This is a genomic window from Bradyrhizobium sp. AZCC 1693 (genome assembly GCF_036924745.1).
In the GTDB taxonomy this organism is placed as follows: Bacteria; Pseudomonadota; Alphaproteobacteria; order Rhizobiales; family Xanthobacteraceae; genus Bradyrhizobium.
This window is the reverse complement of record NZ_JAZHSD010000001.1, coordinates 3,257,508-3,272,789: the sequence shown is the minus strand read 5'-3', so window position 1 is coordinate 3,272,789 and position 15,282 is coordinate 3,257,508. Positions and strand designations below refer to the sequence as shown.

Here is a 15,282-nt window from a genome sequence, read left to right as displayed (position 1 = left end):
TTCCCTGTTCTTTTTTCGTTTGTCGTTCTGAAAAGCAAAACGCCAGAACCTTGGGTTCTGGCGAAGTCGTCGGCGAATTACACTTCGCGGCGGCTGAGGAACGCCAGCCGCTCGAACAGGTGCACGTCCTGTTCGTTCTTGAGCAGGGCGCCATGCAGTGGCGGGATCAGCTTGCGCGGGTCGCGCTCCCTCAGCATTTCCGGGGTGATGTCCTCGTTCAGGAGCAGCTTGAGCCAGTCGAGCAGTTCGGACGTCGAGGGCTTCTTCTTCAGGCCGGGCACGTCGCGCACCTCGAAGAAGATGCGCAGCGCCTCTTCCACCAGCCGCTTCTTGATGCCCGGGAAGTGCACGTCGACGATCCGGCCCATGGTGTCGGCATCGGGGAACTTGATGTAGTGGAAGAAGCAGCGGCGCAGGAAGGCGTCCGGCAGTTCTTTCTCGTTGTTCGAGGTGATCATCACGATCGGGCGCAGGCTCGCCTTGATGTTCTCGCCGGTCTCGTAGACGAAGAACTCCATGCGATCGAGTTCGAGCAACAGGTCGTTGGGAAATTCGATATCGGCCTTGTCGATCTCGTCGATCAAGAGCACCGGGCGCTTGTCGTGGGTGAAGGCGTCCCACAATTTGCCGCGCTTGATGTAGTTGGAGATGTCGGAGACGCGGGGGTCGCCGAGCTGGCTATCGCGCAGGCGGGACACCGCGTCGTATTCGTACAGGCCCTGCTGCGCCTTGGTGGTCGACTTGATGTGCCAGGTCAGCAGCGGCGCGCCGAGCGCTTTGGAGACTTCCTCCGCCAGCACGGTCTTGCCGGTGCCGGGCTCGCCCTTGATCAGCAGCGGGCGCTCGAGCACGATCGAGGCGTTGACGGCGACCTTGAGGTCGTCGGTGGCGACATAGTCCTTGGTGCCGGTAAATTTCATCTATCCGTTTGCCTTGTTGCTCGTGCCTTGTTGCTCGTTCCTGGGCCGCTTTCGGCCTGAACAGTAAAACGACCGCCGGTCCGGCGGTCGCGATTGCAGTTGATGTGCCTGTCCTCAGCGTCTGATCAGCGACAGGATCACCAGGATGATCACGCCGCCGATGGTGGCGTTGATGATATCGCGGATCCAGCCATAGCCGAGGCTGACGCCGAGTTGCGGCAACAGCCAGCTCGCCAGCAGCGCGCCGATGATGCCGACCACGATATTGCCGATCAGCCCGAACCCTGCACCGCGCACGATCAGCCCGGCAAGCCAGCCCGCGATACCGCCAATGATCAGCGCCGCAATGATGCCCATTGAATTTCCCCTGCCGGAATAAGCCCTTTACGGTTCAATTGTAATTGAAAAAGCTTCCCGGTCTAGGCCTGACAGCTATGCGCTGGCCTTTGGCATGCGCTGGCCCTTGACGAGCGCGGTCCGGCGGGCAATCTGTATCCCATGTTCCTGCAATTCTTCATATCGCTGCGCGACGCGCAGGTCCCGGTGACCCTGCGCGAATACCTGACGCTGATGGAGGCGCTCGACGCCGACCTCGCCGATCAGACGGTCGAGAACTTCTACTATCTCTCCCGCGCCGCTTTGGTGAAGGACGAGCGCAACCTCGACAAGTTCGACCGCGTCTTCGGCACCGTGTTCAAGGGGCTGGAAAGCCTGCTGGACGCCATGGAGAAGGCGGACATTCCCGCCGAATGGCTGAAGAAGCTCGCCGAAAAATACCTCACCGAGGAAGAGAAGAAGCAGATCGAGGCGATGGGCTGGGACAAGCTCATGGAAACGCTTCGCAAGCGGCTCGAAGAACAGAAGGGCCGCCACCAGGGTGGCAACAAGTGGATCGGCACCGCCGGCACCTCGCCGTTCGGCGCCCATGGCTACAATCCCGAGGGCGTAAGAATCGGGCAGGAGAAGAACCGCAACAACCGCGCCGTGAAGGTGTGGGACAAGCGCGAGTTCAAGGATCTCGACGGCAATGTCGAGCTCGGCATCCGCAACATCAAGATCGCGCTGCGCCGCCTGCGCAAGTTCGCCCGCACCGGCGCGCCGGACGAACTCGATCTCGACACCACGATCAGGGAGACCGCCAACCACGGCTATCTCGACGTCCACATGCGCCCCGAGCGCCGCAACGCGGTGAAGGTTTTGGTGTTCTTCGATATCGGCGGCTCGATGGACTCGCATATCGAGCAGGTCGAGGAGCTGTTCTCGGCGGCCAAGACCGAATTCAAGCACATGGAATATTTCTACTTCCACAACTGCCTCTATGAAGGCGTCTGGAAGCAGAACAAGCGCCGCTTCACCGACCGTACGCCGACCTGGGACGTGCTGCATAAGTATCCGCACGACTACAAAGTGGTGTTCGTCGGCGACGCCTCGATGTCGCCGTACGAGATCATGGTGCCCGGCGGCTCGGTCGAACACGTCAACGAGGAGGCCGGTTCGGTCTGGCTCGAGCGCATCACGCGCACCTATCCGCATACGGTGTGGCTCAATCCGGTGGCGCAGAAGCACTGGGACTATTCGGAATCCACCACCATCATCCGCCGGCTGCTTTCGGAGCGCATGTACCCGATCACGATCGAAGGCCTCGAAGGTGCGATGAAGGAACTGGTGCGGTAGCGGTATTGCGTGCCCCGGACGCAGCGCAGCACGGAGTGATGCGCTGCTGAGCCGGGGCCCATCGGGCCGCGATGTGGGTCCCGGCTCTGCGGAGCAGCGCTGTCGCGCTGCACCGCGTCCGGGACACGCGAAGGGAAACGGCTTGCACAAAGAGGTAACACAATGCCCCAGACCATCCACCGCGGCATCAAATCCCTGATCGACGAAGCCAACGCCGCGATCGAGACCGTCAGCGCCGCTGACGCCATCAAGGCCGCGCAGGACCCCAATGTCGTGATCGTCGATATCCGCGACCCGCGCGAGATCGAACGCGAGGGCAAGATCCCCGGCGCCTTCTCCTGCACCCGCGGCATGCTTGAGTTCTGGATCGATCCGCAAAGCCCCTACGCCAAGCCGATCTTCCAGGAAGACAAGAAGTTCATCTTCCACTGCGCCGGCGGGCTTCGTTCGGCGCTCGCCGCCAAGACCGCGCAGGACATGGGCCTGAAGCCGGTCGCGCATATGGGCGGCGGTTTCGCCGCCTGGCGCGACGCCGGCGGCCCGGTCGAAAAGTGGGAGCCGAAGAAGAAGGGGTAGAAACCCCTGTCATTCCGGGGCGCGCGAAGCGCGAACCCGGAATCTCCTGCAAACAATCTCCAGATTCCGAGTCTGCGCCTGACGGCGCATCCCGGAATGACAACCGGGAATCTGCACCATGACCGCCACCAATGATCCGCTCGTCTCCACCGAATGGCTCGCCGCGCACCTGAACGATCCCGACGTCAGGGTGATCGACGCTTCGTTCAAGATGCCGGGCGTGCTGCCGCTGCCGAAGGACGATTATCTCGCCGCGCATATTCCCGGCGCTGTCTTCTTCGACGTCGACGCGGTGTCCGACCATTCCAACCCGCTGCCGCACATGTTCCCATCAGCCGAACAATTCGGCCGCGACGTCGGCGGGCTCGGGATCGGCAATGATGACACCGTCGTGCTCTACGATTCCGGCGGCTGGGTCGCCGCACCCCGGGTGTGGTGGATGTTCCTGTCGTTCGGCAAGGACGTGCGCATACTCAATGGCGGCCTGAAGAAGTGGGTCGCCGAGGGCCGCAAGGTCGAGAAGGGTCAGGTGACGCCGAAGCCTGTGACGTTCAAGGCGACATTCGATGCGCGGCGCACGCGCAGCATGCAGCAGCTGGTCGCCAATCTCGCCAGCCGCGCCGAGCAGGTGATCGATGCGCGCGCCAACGAGCGCTATCAGGGCAAGGTGGCCGAGCCGCGGGCGGGCCTTCGTTCCGGGCATATCCCGGGCAGTCTCAGCCTGCCCTACAACAACCTGTTCGATGCCGCGACCGGCGCCATGAAATCGCTGGACGAGTTGCGGGCGGCGTTCTCGGGCGCCGGCGTGAAATTCGATGCGCCGATCGTGACGAGCTGCGGCTCCGGCGTCAGCGCCGCCGTGCTGACGCTGGCGCTCTATCGCCTCGGCGTCGAGAACCCGGCGCTGTATGACGGCTCATGGACGGAGTGGGGCGCAGCCGACGGCCCGCCGGTCGCGACCGGTCCGGCCTGAACGCAATCCAGGCACTACCTCGTCGCGCGCGCCACCGGGGCCAGCCCGAACGGATTGGCCAGTTGCTGCTGTTGAGCCAGCGCCGCCTCTCGCGCCAGGCGCTGCCGCCGCGCAGCAATTCGTCGCCGTTCCTGAGCCCGCTGCACAGTCCGCTTCTTGACGGCGCTCTGGTCAGGCTTCGCTTCCGTCGTCGTGGCTTCCGTGGTCTTGGCCACTGTCTTTTCGTCGATGACGACGGCGGGACCACCGAGCGTCGCGATCCGGGTGGCGGCGGCGTTGCCTTCGAATGAATAAATATCCGGTGCCAGTGGAGGCGGGGTGGCGGCGGCCGGCTCCGGGGTGTCCGGTATGGCGGCGAGCTTCGCTTCCGCGTTGACCGGCGCTTCGGCTGTCGCTGGAGGGGCCGGTGTCGTCTCCGCGCTGGCCTCCTTCGCCGGGCCTTCCGGCTTTGCCGCCTCAACCTGCATCGGCTCTGCCGGACTCACGGCTGCCAGTTTCTCGGGCTCCGCCGGAGGGGCGTCCGGAGCCTGCCCGGCCGGCGCCGGGATGTCCGGGGCTGCTGCCGGAACTGCGGCGGGGACATTCTCCGCCGGCTTCTCCGTGACCGGCGGATCGACGCGCAGCAGCGCAAGCGTCGGCGGCGGGCCGTCATTCAGGCGGGCAAACATCGGCTCGGGCGTCGCCCGTCGCGACGGAAGATTGGCAAATTCCTCATGCGCGGCACGCAACAGGGCGGCGGCGCCAAGCCCAAAAACCAGGACCGACATCGACAGGACGATCGCGGTGAACAGGAAACGAAAGCCGGGAAGCATGGACTCGAGTTCCACCCTCCTTGATCGCTGGAGGGTTATTGATTGCCATGGGAACGCGGTGACCACTGTGCGGCGCGATTCGTAAGGCGCGCGTGCGTGCGCGAATCAGGCCGATTTGAGAGTATCTCAACGCCGGGCGGCTTTTTGTTACAAAATCTGCGGTCTGACGTCGCTCAAGTCAGACCAATGCGATTTCCGGCGCTCTGAGGCATCTTTGCCGCAGCCGGGCGGCGATCACAAATGACCGGTGCGGGCCGAATTTCGCGGACTTGTCTTGAATGTGCCGCTATCTTCCGTCATCTGCCGTTAACCGTCCGGTGGGGCTTGGGGTCTATACAAAGGCGATGATGAATAACCGCATTCTGACGATTTGTGCTGCCATTGCCGTTGGCATGGCGGGAACTTCGCTCGCCCATGCGCAGCAGGGTTATCCGGCCCAAGGTCAGGTCTATTCGACGGCTCCGGGACCGTATGTTCCCGGTGGCTATGCGACTGATGAACGCCGCGGCCCCGGCGAACCCGATTTCGACGCACTGGACGACGATGACGCGCCGAACGGTCAGAACGCGGCCGCATTGCCGCCGCCCGGCCCGGTGCTATCGCCCAGCGATCCCCGCTATGGCCGCCCGGCCGCCGCCCCGGTTTATTCGGACCGCGGCGCCCCGACGCCCACGGGCCCGATCCTTTCGCCCGACGATCCGCGTTACGGCCGCCCGGCCGGTCCGCCGCCGGTGATCTATGCGGACCGTCCGCCCGGTCAGCAACAGCCCGCCTATTCGGATCGCGGCGACAGCCGCATTCCGGGCGCCGGCATCGTCTATCCGAACGACGACCGCGCTGGCCTGCGCCCGCCGGGGGCGATCGGCGATGCGCCTGCGCCCGCTACCGGTGCGCTCCAGCAGCCGCAGCAACCCGCCGTCGGCGCCGATGGCAAGCCGGTGCAACTCGCCGCACTGCCGCCGGAAGAGCAGCCGGAAGTGGGCCCTGCGCAGCTTCCGGCGCATCTGCGCCGCCAGGAAGTGTCCTTTGCGACCAAGGAGCCCGCCGGCACCATCGTCGTCGATACCGCCAATACCCACCTGTACTACATACTCGGCGGCGGCCGCGCGATCCGCTACGGCGTCCGCGTCGGCCGCGACGGCTTCACCTGGAACGGCGTGCAGAAGATCAGCCGCAAGGCCGAGTGGCCGGACTGGCACCCGCCGACCGAGATGATCGAGCGCCAGCCCTATCTGCCGCGCTTCATGGCCGGCGGCCCCGGCAACCCGCTCGGCGCGCGGGCGATGTATCTCGGTTCGACCGTCTACCGCATCCACGGCACCAACCAGCCTTCGACGATCGGCAAGTTCGTCTCCTCGGGCTGCATCGGCATGCTGAACGAGGATGTCTCCGACCTGTTCGAGCGCACCAAGGTCGGCACCCGCGTCGTCGTCCTGCCCGGTGGGGCGCCGCCCGCCAACACCGCAAGCGCGTCGGCCGCCCCGCCGCCGTCTGCTGGTCCGGCTGCCGCAGCAGCCCCGGGACAGGCTTCACAGGCCCAGCTGGCGCCCGTTCCCGGCGCCCAGCCGACGGTGGTGCCGCCGCTGCCCGCACCGGTTACGATCCGCTGAACGGCATGTTGTAGGACAAGCATCTGAGGCGCGCCGAGGGCGCGCCTTTTTTGTTGGGGCATGTTTGTTGGATTATCGGGTGCCGTCGGCCCCGGACTGATCTGGGTTCCGCGCCACACAGGTTTCCGCCGCCACATTCGCACGCTTGATTTCACATTCGCTCCGACTACCTGCCGTTCGGTCGCAACGAATATGAGGATCATGCCATGCGAATTCTTGTTGCGGGCGCCACGGGCGCGGTCGGCCTTCAGCTCGTTCCGCAGCTGATTGCAGCCGGTCATTCTGTCGTCGGCACGACGCGAACACCGGCGAAGGCCGCGATCATCAAACGGATGGGCGCGGAACCTGCGATCGCCAATGGACTCGACGAGCCGGCCATTCGCGACACCGTGATCGCGGCGAAGCCCGACATCATCATCGACCAGATGACCGATCTCGCTGATGTCACCGATCTCAGGCATTTCGATCGTGCCTTCGCCACCACCAACCGCCTGCGCACGGAAGGAACCGATTTCCTGTCGGCGGCCGCACGCGAAGCCGGGGTGAAACGTTTCATCGCCCAGAGCTACTGCGGCTGGAATTACGGCCGCGGCGGCGCATCGATCAAGACGGAGGCTGATGCACTCGATCCCGATCCGCCAGAGGAGCTGCGCCCCACGCTGGAAGCGATCAAGTATCTGGAAGGCGCCGTCACCGGCTCCACAAACCCTGAAGGGATTGTCCTGCGATATGGATCATTCTACGGCCCGGACACTGGAATGCTCTCGCGCGCGATGATCGATCAGGTGCGCGGCCGCCGCGTGCCGCTGATCGGCGGCGGCGGCGGACGGTGGTCGTTCATTCACGTCGCTGATGCGGCTGCCGCTACCGTTGCGGCCGTCGAGCGCGGCAGGCCCGGCAATATCTACAACATCGTCGACGATGAACCGGCAGAAGTCAGCGAATGGCTGCCCGCCCTTGCCACCTTGCTCGGAGCCAGGTCGCCGATTCGCGTGCCGGCCTGGCTTGGCCGGTTGTTCGCCGGCGAGCACCTGGTTTCGATGATGACCGAGGTGCGGGCAGGCTCCAACGCCAAGGCCAGGCGCGAGCTCGGCTGGCGGCCGGCGCATCCGTCATGGCGCCAGGGCTTCGCGGAGGTCGCAAGCCGGGCCACCACGCAGCATGCGGCCTGAGCTTGGCCATAGCGTTTTCGAGCGAAGTGGATACCGGTTCGCGTGAAGAAAACGCGTCAAAACAAGAACCTAGAGTTTCGGTTCTGATTTCATCAGAGCCGAAGCTCTAGGCCAGCCGCTGCTTTGGCTCGCCCCTGAACCAGGCGTCGATGCCCTCGACCATCTGCTGATAGTGGTTGCGAAAGCTGTCCCCGGTGACGTAGCCGAGATGCGGTGTCAGCACCATGTTGTCGAGCTTGCGGAAGGGATGGTCGACCGGCAGCGGCTCGACCGAGAACACGTCGACGCCGGCGCCCGCGATCTTCTTTTGCGTCAGCGCTTCCAATAGCGCGCCTTCGTCGACGATCGGCCCGCGCGCGGTGTTGACGAGGTAGGCGGTCGGCTTCATCCGCGCCAGATCCGCAGCGCCGACCAGCCCGCGCGAGCGCTGGCTCAGCACCACATGGATGGTGACGATGTCGGCGGTCGAGAACAGCTCTTCCTTGCTGGCGTAGGTAACGCCGACTTCCTTGCACTTCTCCGGCGTCAAATTCGGGCTCCACGCGATCACGTTCATGCCGAAGGCCTGCGCCAGCTTCGATACCTTGGTGCCGAGCTTGCCGAGGCCGATCACCCCGAGCGTCCGGCCCTCGATCTCCATGCCGACGAATTTCTGCAGGGGCTCACCGGCATGCATGCGCGCGTTTTCGCGGCCGATATTGCGGGTCAGTTCCAGGATCAGGCCCATGGTCAAGGGCGCGGTCGGGTCGCGGCCCCATTGCGTGCCGCACAGCGTCACCTTGTGGTCCTTGGCGGCTTCCATATCGATGGCGGCATTGCGCATGCCCGATGTGATCAGGAGTTTCAGGTTGGGCAGGCCTGCAAACATGGCGCGTGGGAACGGGGTGCGTTCGCGCATCGCGCAGATGATCTCGAAATCCCTGAGCGCGCCGGCGGCGGCTTCCGCGGTCGCAAACGGCTGGTTGAACACGGTGACGTCGACCCGGTCGGAGACTTTGGACCAGTCGGCGACCGAGAGCGCCACGTTGAGATAGTCGTCGAGGATTGCACAGCGCAGCCGCGTCATGGGAGGTCCGTTGGTGGCGAGGATGACGGCCGGAAACGGCCGTCGGGGATGTCGCCATGGTTGCGCGCAATCGGGGATGGCGCAAGCGGACTTAAACGAGAGGCTGCCTCAAAAAAACGCGAAGCTCAGCGCGAACGGCCGAGGTGTTTGGCGCGCCAGGCTGGTCCCGGGCCGCGCATATAATGCAGTTCCGGGCGGTAGGGGTTGAATGCCTTGGCGATGAACTGGCGCCAGAAGGTGCGGAGTTCTGCCAGCGGTTTTGCCAGTCCGGCGCTTGCATGCACCGGGGCGGAAAGGGATGCCGAACCGATCGTAGCCATGACGCGGGCCCTTGTTTTCAAAACGCCTTATTCGGCGCCTGAAGACGAGTTTTCGCCTGATTTATTAAAAGATAGTTTCAATTGTCGGGATCTCGGCCCACATGGTGTCCATCCCGTATTCAGCCGTGGTGAACGGATGGAAAACGGGTTCCCGCGGTTGCCCTTTCGGGGCCACGCCGCTACATCAGCGGCAGCAAATTTCCGCAAAATCCAACGATTCTAAGGGCTCTCGATGGCGCGTCAGTTCGTCTATTTCATGCAGGGTTTGACCAAGAGCTACCCGACCCGGAAGGTGCTCGATAACGTCCACCTGTCGTTCTACCCCGACGCCAAGATCGGCGTGCTCGGCGTCAACGGCTCTGGCAAGTCGACCCTGCTCAGGATCATGGCCGGCCTCGACAAGGAGTATAATGGCGAGGCTTGGGTCGCCGAGGGCGCCCGCGTCGGCTACCTCGAGCAGGAGCCGCACCTCGATCCTTCCAAGTCGGTTCGCGAGAACGTCATGGAGGGCGTCGCCAAGAAGAAGGCGATCCTCGATCGCTACAACGAACTGGCGATGAACTATTCCGAAGAGACCGCCGACGAGATGACCAGGCTGCAGGACGAGATCGAGGCCGCCGGTCTCTGGGATCTCGACAGCAAGGTCGATCAGGCGATGGACGCGTTGCGCTGCCCGCCCGACGATGCCGACGTGACAAAGCTGTCGGGCGGCGAGCGCCGCCGCGTCGCGCTCTGCAAGCTTTTGCTTGACCAGCCGGAGCTCTTGCTGCTGGACGAACCGACCAACCATCTCGACGCCGAGTCGGTGTCGTGGCTGGAAGGCCATCTGCGCAATTATCCCGGCGCGATCCTGATCGTGACCCACGACCGCTACTTCCTCGACAACGTCACGGGCTGGATCCTCGAGCTCGACCGCGGCAAGGGCATTCCCTACGAGGGCAATTACTCGTCCTGGCTGGTGCAGAAGCAGAAGCGCCTCGAGCAGGAAGGCCGCGAGGATGTCGCGCATCAGAAGACGTTGGCCCGCGAGCAGGAGTGGATTGCGTCCTCGCCGAAAGCGCGTCAGGCCAAGTCCAAGGCGCGCTACCAGCGCTATGAAGATCTGTTGAAACAGGCCAGCGAGAAGCAGACCACGACCGCGCAGATCACCATTCCCGTCGCCGAGCGCCTCGGCCAGAACGTCGTCGACTTCGAAGGGCTGAACAAGGCCTTCGGCGACCGCATGCTGATCGATGATCTCACCTTCAAGCTGCCGCCGGGCGGCATCGTCGGCGTGATCGGCCCCAACGGCGCCGGCAAGACTACGCTGTTCCGGATGATCACCGGGCAGGAGAAGCCGGACCAGGGTACGATCACCGTCGGCGAAAGCGTGCACCTCGGTTACGTCGATCAGTCGCGCGACGATCTCGACGGCAAGAAATCCGTTTGGGAAGAGATTTCCGGCGGCAACGAACTGATCCTGCTCGGCAAGCGGGAGGTGAACTCGCGCGGCTATTGCTCCTCGTTCAACTTCAAGGGCGCCGACCAGCAGAAGAAGGTCGGCGCGCTGTCAGGCGGCGAGCGCAACCGCGTGCATCTGGCCAAGATGCTCAAGTCCGGCGCCAACGTGCTGCTGCTCGACGAACCGACCAACGACCTCGACGTCGATACGCTGCGCGCGCTGGAAGAGGCGCTGGAGGACTTTGCCGGCTGCGCCGTCATCATCAGCCATGATCGCTGGTTCCTCGACCGCATCGCCACCCACATCCTGTCCTTCGAAGGCGACAGCCATGTCGAATGGTTCGAAGGCAACTTCCAGGACTATGAAAAGGACAAGATGCGCCGCCTCGGCCAGGACAGCATCATTCCGCACCGCGTGAAATACAAGAAGCTGACGCGGTGAGTTCAGGCATTGGCCGATGCGCTCGGGCTGCGGTGGCGTAACAAGTGTCGTCCCTGCGAACGCGGGGAAAGAACCCATCAACTTGTCGCCCTTGCGAAAGCAGGGGCCCATACGCCGCGGCCGGCGGAATGGGCACAAGCGGGAGATGGCTTTGCTTCAGCAAGCGACAGCGCGCGTCGGTCAGCGCAGAGCGTCTGCGACCCGCGCTTTCTCGATAGATCACGCGGTATGGGTCCCTGCGTTCGCAGGGACGACCCTGTTGATAAACTGCCTGCATTTAGCCTGCTTCGCGCTGAACGTAGCCCGGAACGGATGGGCCGGGTAGACGCCGATCGTTGCTCTCGCCGTGCTGGCAGCGCGTGCGTCTCGATCGCGAGATCAGGCCTGGGAAAAGCTTTCACGCGGGGTGTGCAATATCGCTATTTTGCCTTGAACCTCCGGCTAACGTGACGATCCGGTAATACGCGCTGCGGCCAGTTGTCGCTTCACAGCGCGGTCAGATTGCGTAGATATAGGCCTCCTTCCGCAATCCGAATCCCCCGCAAGCGAGCCCTCCTGAATGTCCCTCACTCCCGAAACACCCTTGCCGCCCAAAGCTCAGAGGAAGGCATTGCGTCCGATCCCGCTGCTGATCTTCAGCTCCCGCTGGCTGCAGCTGCCGCTTTATATTGGCCTGATCGTCGCGCAGGGCGTCTACGTGGTGCTGTTTCTGAAGGAGTTGTGGCACCTGTTCGCCCATTCCTTCGATTTCAGCGAGCAGCAGATCATGCTGGCGGTGTTGGGCCTGATCGACGTGGTGATGATTTCCAACCTGCTGGTGATGGTGATCGTCGGCGGCTACGAGACGTTCGTCTCCCGTCTCAATCTGGAAGGACATCCCGATCAGCCGGAATGGCTCAGCCACGTCAACGCCAGCGTGCTCAAGATCAAGCTCGCGATGGCCATCATCGGCATCTCGTCGATCCATCTGTTGCGCACCTTCATCGAGGCCGGAGGATTGACCTCGGGCAAGAGCGGCTACACCGAAACCGGCGTGATGTGGCAGACCATCATCCACACGGTTTTCATTCTGTCGGCGATTGGCATTGCCTATGTCGACAAGTTGTCGAATGTTTCCACCGAACATGCCAAACACGCCGTCTCGCATTGATGCGAGACGTGTCGATCGACAGGATTCCGGTTTGCGACAGAGGTTGATAGCCGCGGTTCTGATACTGGCAGCGATGACGCCGGGCGCGGCGCGCCCGGCTCGCGCCGCCGACGCCGCCTTCACCCAGTTCATTGCCTCGCTGTGGCCGGAGGCGCAGGCGGCCGGCGTATCGCGCGCGACGTTCGATGCCGAGACGAAGGGGCTCGAGCCCGATTACAAATTGCCCGATCTCTTGCTGCCCGGCCGGCCCCCCACCGGCGCGCCGTCGCAGGCCGAGTTCGTGCAGGTGCCGGCGGATTACGTGAAGGAGGCTTCGATCGCGCGGCTGGCCGCCGAAGGGCAGAAGCTGATGCAGAAGCATCGCGCAGCGCTCAGCGAGATCGAGAAGCGCTTCGGCGTTCCTTCAAGCGTCGTGCTGGCGATCTGGGGCCGCGAGACGGACTATGGCCGCTACCGCCTGCCGTACGACACGCTGCGCGTGGTGGCGACGCAGGCCTATGTCGGCCGGCGCAAGGACCAGTACCGCGGCGAATTCATTCTGGCGCTGAAGATTCTGGGTGAGGGCGCGGTGGCGCGCAACGATTTCCGCTCGTCCTGGGCCGGCGCCACCGGCTACACCCAATTCCTGCCGTCCGAATATTACAAGCACGGCATCGATCTCGACGGCGACGGCCGCGTCGACATCTGGCATTCGGTCCCGGATGCGCTGGCCTCGGCCGCGCAGCAGCTCGTCAACAAGGGCTGGCAGGGCGGCGTGCGCTGGGCCTACGAGGTGAAGGCGCCCGCCAATGCCGACTGCACCATGGGCGTGCCCGAGGTGACGAAGCCGATCGGCGAGTGGCTGCGCGCGGGCTTCGTGCCGGTGCGCGGGCAGAGATTGAGCGCAGCCGAGCAGGCGCAGCCGGCCTCGCTGCTGCAGGTCGAGGGCATCTACGGCCCGGCGTTCCTGACCACGAAGAACTACTTCGTCATCAAGGAATACAATTTCTCCGACCTGTATGTGCTGTTCGTCGGCCATCTCGCCGACCGCATGGTAAGCCCGCAGCCGTTCGCCACCCCGTGGTCGGCTTCGACGCAGTTGCGTTCCGCGGATGTCGAAGCCATGCAGCGTCATTTGACGCGCATCGGCCTCTACAAGGACAAGCTCGACGGCAAAGCGGGCATGCAGACGCGTGCGGCATTGGGCGCGTATCAGAAATCCGCCGGCCTCAAGGTCGATTGCTGGCCGAGCGAAGCGGTGCTGCGCTCTATGAGTGGGGCGCGCTGATCAATAGCGTTTTCGAGCGAAGCGCTGACGGCGAGTGGAGACAAGAAAAAAGCCCGGCCGAAAATTCGGCCGGGCCTGGATCAGGACGCGCGGGTCGCGCGCCAACAGATCAAATCAGTTGCAGACCTCGACGCGGCGGAAACGCCACTCGTAGCCGTCCCAGAAGCGCTCGCGCACCATGCGGCACGCCGGGTAGGGCGCTTCTTCCACATACACCGGACCGCCGTAGGCCGGGCGGCTGGAGGCGATTGCGCCACCGACGATCGCGCCGCCGATCAGGCCGGCCGCCACGCCTGCGGCAACGCCACGCTGTGCGCTTGCGGGCGTCGCGGTAAGCGAACCGGCAATCGTTGCGATCGCGACGAAGGCAGCAAATGTCTTCTTCATGTCCTGGGCTCTCCTGGAGTGACGCCTTCGGGCGCCGGGTTTAGGGATGACTCACACGCCGTTTTCGAACTGCCGCTTCGCTAAAAAAGCGCACATGGGTCAATCGAAAGTAAACGTTCCCAGAGCGTGGCCGGAAAAAGCGGTCTTTTTCGGGCCGGAAACGACATGCATCCCGGAAAAGCCGCGCAGTTCCGGGATGCTGGCTGCAATTTAATGAAGATGAACGGGCTGCTAGTCGCAAACTCTTACGTTGCGGACCCGCCAGCCGTAACCATCCCAGAATCGCTGCCGCTGCCAGATGCAGGATTCGCCGTAGCCGGGATCGACCACGTAGGCCGGGCCGCCATAGCCGGGCGCATAATAGCCTGGGCCGTAATAATAGCCGTTCTGCGAAGCAATCGCGCCGCCGACGATGGCGCCGCCGATCAATCCGGCGGCGACGCCTGCTGCAACACCGCGCTGCGCATGGGCGGGGGCGGGAATAGCCACGGCCGAAACGGTCAATGCGGCGGCGGCGCCAAGCGCCATCAATGTTTTCTTCATGGCCTCACCTTTCTCGTGGGGAGCAGAGGACGTTAAGTTTTGTCCGGGAAAAAGTTCCACATTTCACTTGAATGATCAATGAACGGCTGCGGCTCCTGGCCGACCAAAACAGGAAGGACCAACAGGTTGCGGTGCAAAGATACCTAAAGTCCTGAACGCTGAACGAAGGAATCCCCGATGATCGGAATGGCGGCATTCATGGTGGCGGTCGGCGGGACCTCGCTGATTTGCTACCTGCTGATGAACCGGGTGCAAAACCGCAAGACGCAGCGCGAGAGCGCAGGCAGCGACGCTTCCAGCAGCGGCTCCAGCGGCAGTTCCAGTGGCGACGGCTGGAACCTGTTTTCCTGGTTCGGCAGCGACAGTTCCTCGTCGGATAGCTCCACATCGTCCAGCGATTCCAGCGGGGATGGCGGGGGAGGCGGCGGCGATGGCGGCGGTGGCGGCGGTGGCGGCGATTGACGCCGAAAACCTGCCGGTAATTCAGTGCCAGTGTGATCTAGCGCAATGTCACCTTTTTAGATTCATTCCAGTATTTCTCCGGCATCAGTTTGGAATTGCTTGAAAATGCGGCTTTTCCTTTTGCATCCTGGCGCGCTCTTAAATATCGATGGGGTCGCATCACACTAGGGTTCTTTCCATTTCATGATCGTCTGTTCCTGCAACGTTTTGAGCGACCACGATGTCCGTAATGCCGTAAGTGCATCCTCGGACCTGCCGCGAAATCCGAAACAGATTTACGGTTGCCTCGGCTGCAGCGCCGAATGCGGCCGGTGCGCGCGCACGATCAAGACCATCATCGACGAAGCCCTCGGCGCCTGCGCCAAGGAATGCTGCTCCGGTTGCCCGCACAGCCGCCACGCGGCCAATGACGAGCCCGCGCAGGATACTGCTCCGGCGTTCGCGCTCGCGGCCTGCTGAAAACCCCTT

The 15,282-nt window shown here is 63.6% G+C and carries 17 protein-coding genes; 10 read left to right on the top strand and 7 right to left on the bottom strand.

Features of this window, described 5'->3' with window-relative positions; all coding sequences use genetic code 11:
- Positions 1-77: 77 nt before the first annotated feature.
- Together V1293_RS15660 and V1293_RS15655 are read right to left on the bottom strand one after the other, a co-directional pair.
- Complete coding sequence (locus V1293_RS15660; RefSeq protein ID WP_334510806.1) at positions 78-920, bottom strand: AAA family ATPase; 843 nt, start codon at positions 918-920, stop codon at positions 78-80.
- Positions 921-1,034: 114 nt separating this feature from the next.
- Entirely contained in the window at positions 1,035-1,277 is a 243-nt protein-coding gene (locus V1293_RS15655) for a GlsB/YeaQ/YmgE family stress response membrane protein (protein WP_334510805.1), read from the bottom strand.
- A gap of 141 nt (positions 1,278-1,418) precedes the next feature.
- Here V1293_RS15655 and V1293_RS15650 point away from each other — a divergent pair, with 141 nt between their 5' ends.
- The 3 genes from V1293_RS15650 to sseA all read left to right on the top strand — a co-directional run bounded on the left by V1293_RS15650 (position 1,419) and on the right by sseA (position 4,143).
- Positions 1,419-2,594 (top strand): vWA domain-containing protein, encoded by a 1,176-nt coding sequence (locus tag V1293_RS15650; protein WP_334510804.1) that lies wholly within the window; start codon positions 1,419-1,421, stop codon positions 2,592-2,594.
- A gap of 162 nt (positions 2,595-2,756) precedes the next feature.
- Positions 2,757-3,170 carry a rhodanese-like domain-containing protein gene (locus V1293_RS15645; protein WP_057836457.1) on the top strand — a complete coding sequence of 138 codons (414 nt, stop codon included), beginning with the start codon at positions 2,757-2,759 and terminating at the stop codon, positions 3,168-3,170.
- Between the two features lie 118 nt (positions 3,171-3,288).
- Positions 3,289-4,143: a 3-mercaptopyruvate sulfurtransferase gene (gene sseA, locus V1293_RS15640; protein WP_334510803.1), complete on the top strand. Its 855-nt coding sequence runs from the start codon at positions 3,289-3,291 to the stop codon at positions 4,141-4,143.
- Positions 4,144-4,157: 14 nt separating this feature from the next.
- Here sseA and V1293_RS15635 read toward each other — a convergent pair whose 3' ends face one another.
- Positions 4,158-4,970, bottom strand: coding sequence for a hypothetical protein (locus tag V1293_RS15635; protein WP_334510802.1), 813 nt, complete (start codon positions 4,968-4,970; stop codon positions 4,158-4,160).
- Positions 4,971-5,299: 329 nt separating this feature from the next.
- Here V1293_RS15635 and V1293_RS15630 point away from each other — a divergent pair, with 329 nt between their 5' ends.
- Together V1293_RS15630 and V1293_RS15625 are read left to right on the top strand one after the other, a co-directional pair.
- Positions 5,300-6,565 carry a L,D-transpeptidase family protein gene (locus V1293_RS15630; protein ID WP_334516729.1) on the top strand — a complete coding sequence of 422 codons (1,266 nt, stop codon included), beginning with the start codon at positions 5,300-5,302 and terminating at the stop codon, positions 6,563-6,565.
- Between the two features lie 206 nt (positions 6,566-6,771).
- The gene (locus tag V1293_RS15625) at positions 6,772-7,737 is read left to right on the top strand and encodes an NAD-dependent epimerase/dehydratase family protein (protein WP_334510801.1); all 966 of its coding nucleotides are present in this window, start codon (positions 6,772-6,774) and stop codon (positions 7,735-7,737) included.
- A 106-nt stretch (positions 7,738-7,843) separates the two neighbouring features.
- Here the strand turns inward: V1293_RS15625 and V1293_RS15620 are convergent, their stop codons facing one another.
- Both V1293_RS15620 and V1293_RS15615 read right to left on the bottom strand, forming a co-directional pair.
- On the bottom strand, positions 7,844-8,803 hold the full coding sequence (locus tag V1293_RS15620) for a D-2-hydroxyacid dehydrogenase family protein (protein ID WP_334510800.1): 960 nt from the start codon (positions 8,801-8,803) through the stop codon (positions 7,844-7,846).
- Positions 8,804-8,928: 125 nt separating this feature from the next.
- The gene (locus V1293_RS15615) at positions 8,929-9,123 is read right to left on the bottom strand and encodes a hypothetical protein (protein WP_334510799.1); all 195 of its coding nucleotides are present in this window, start codon (positions 9,121-9,123) and stop codon (positions 8,929-8,931) included.
- Positions 9,124-9,355: 232 nt separating this feature from the next.
- Here V1293_RS15615 and ettA point away from each other — a divergent pair, with 232 nt between their 5' ends.
- From ettA to V1293_RS15600, 3 genes are all read left to right on the top strand, one after another.
- The gene (gene ettA / locus V1293_RS15610) at positions 9,356-11,005 is read left to right on the top strand and encodes an energy-dependent translational throttle protein EttA (RefSeq protein WP_334510798.1); all 1,650 of its coding nucleotides are present in this window, start codon (positions 9,356-9,358) and stop codon (positions 11,003-11,005) included.
- Positions 11,006-11,564: 559 nt separating this feature from the next.
- Positions 11,565-12,155 carry a TIGR00645 family protein gene (locus V1293_RS15605; RefSeq protein WP_334510796.1) on the top strand — a complete coding sequence of 197 codons (591 nt, stop codon included), beginning with the start codon at positions 11,565-11,567 and terminating at the stop codon, positions 12,153-12,155.
- Between the two features lie 73 nt (positions 12,156-12,228).
- Positions 12,229-13,422 (top strand): lytic murein transglycosylase, encoded by a 1,194-nt coding sequence (locus V1293_RS15600; protein ID WP_334516728.1) that lies wholly within the window; start codon positions 12,229-12,231, stop codon positions 13,420-13,422.
- A gap of 114 nt (positions 13,423-13,536) precedes the next feature.
- Here V1293_RS15600 and V1293_RS15595 read toward each other — a convergent pair whose 3' ends face one another.
- Both V1293_RS15595 and V1293_RS15590 read right to left on the bottom strand, forming a co-directional pair.
- Positions 13,537-13,809 (bottom strand): hypothetical protein, encoded by a 273-nt coding sequence (locus V1293_RS15595; protein ID WP_334510795.1) that lies wholly within the window; start codon positions 13,807-13,809, stop codon positions 13,537-13,539.
- Between the two features lie 231 nt (positions 13,810-14,040).
- Positions 14,041-14,352 carry a hypothetical protein gene (locus tag V1293_RS15590; protein WP_334510794.1) on the bottom strand — a complete coding sequence of 104 codons (312 nt, stop codon included), beginning with the start codon at positions 14,350-14,352 and terminating at the stop codon, positions 14,041-14,043.
- A 177-nt stretch (positions 14,353-14,529) separates the two neighbouring features.
- On the opposite strand from V1293_RS15590, the gene V1293_RS15585 reads away from it, so the two are divergent.
- Positions 14,530-14,814, top strand: coding sequence for a hypothetical protein (locus V1293_RS15585; RefSeq protein ID WP_334510792.1), 285 nt, complete (start codon positions 14,530-14,532; stop codon positions 14,812-14,814).
- A 183-nt stretch (positions 14,815-14,997) separates the two neighbouring features.
- A complete protein-coding gene (locus V1293_RS15580) occupies positions 14,998-15,273 on the top strand; it encodes a (2Fe-2S)-binding protein (RefSeq protein WP_334510790.1) in 276 nt (91 codons plus the stop codon).
- Positions 15,274-15,282 lie beyond the last annotated feature (9 nt).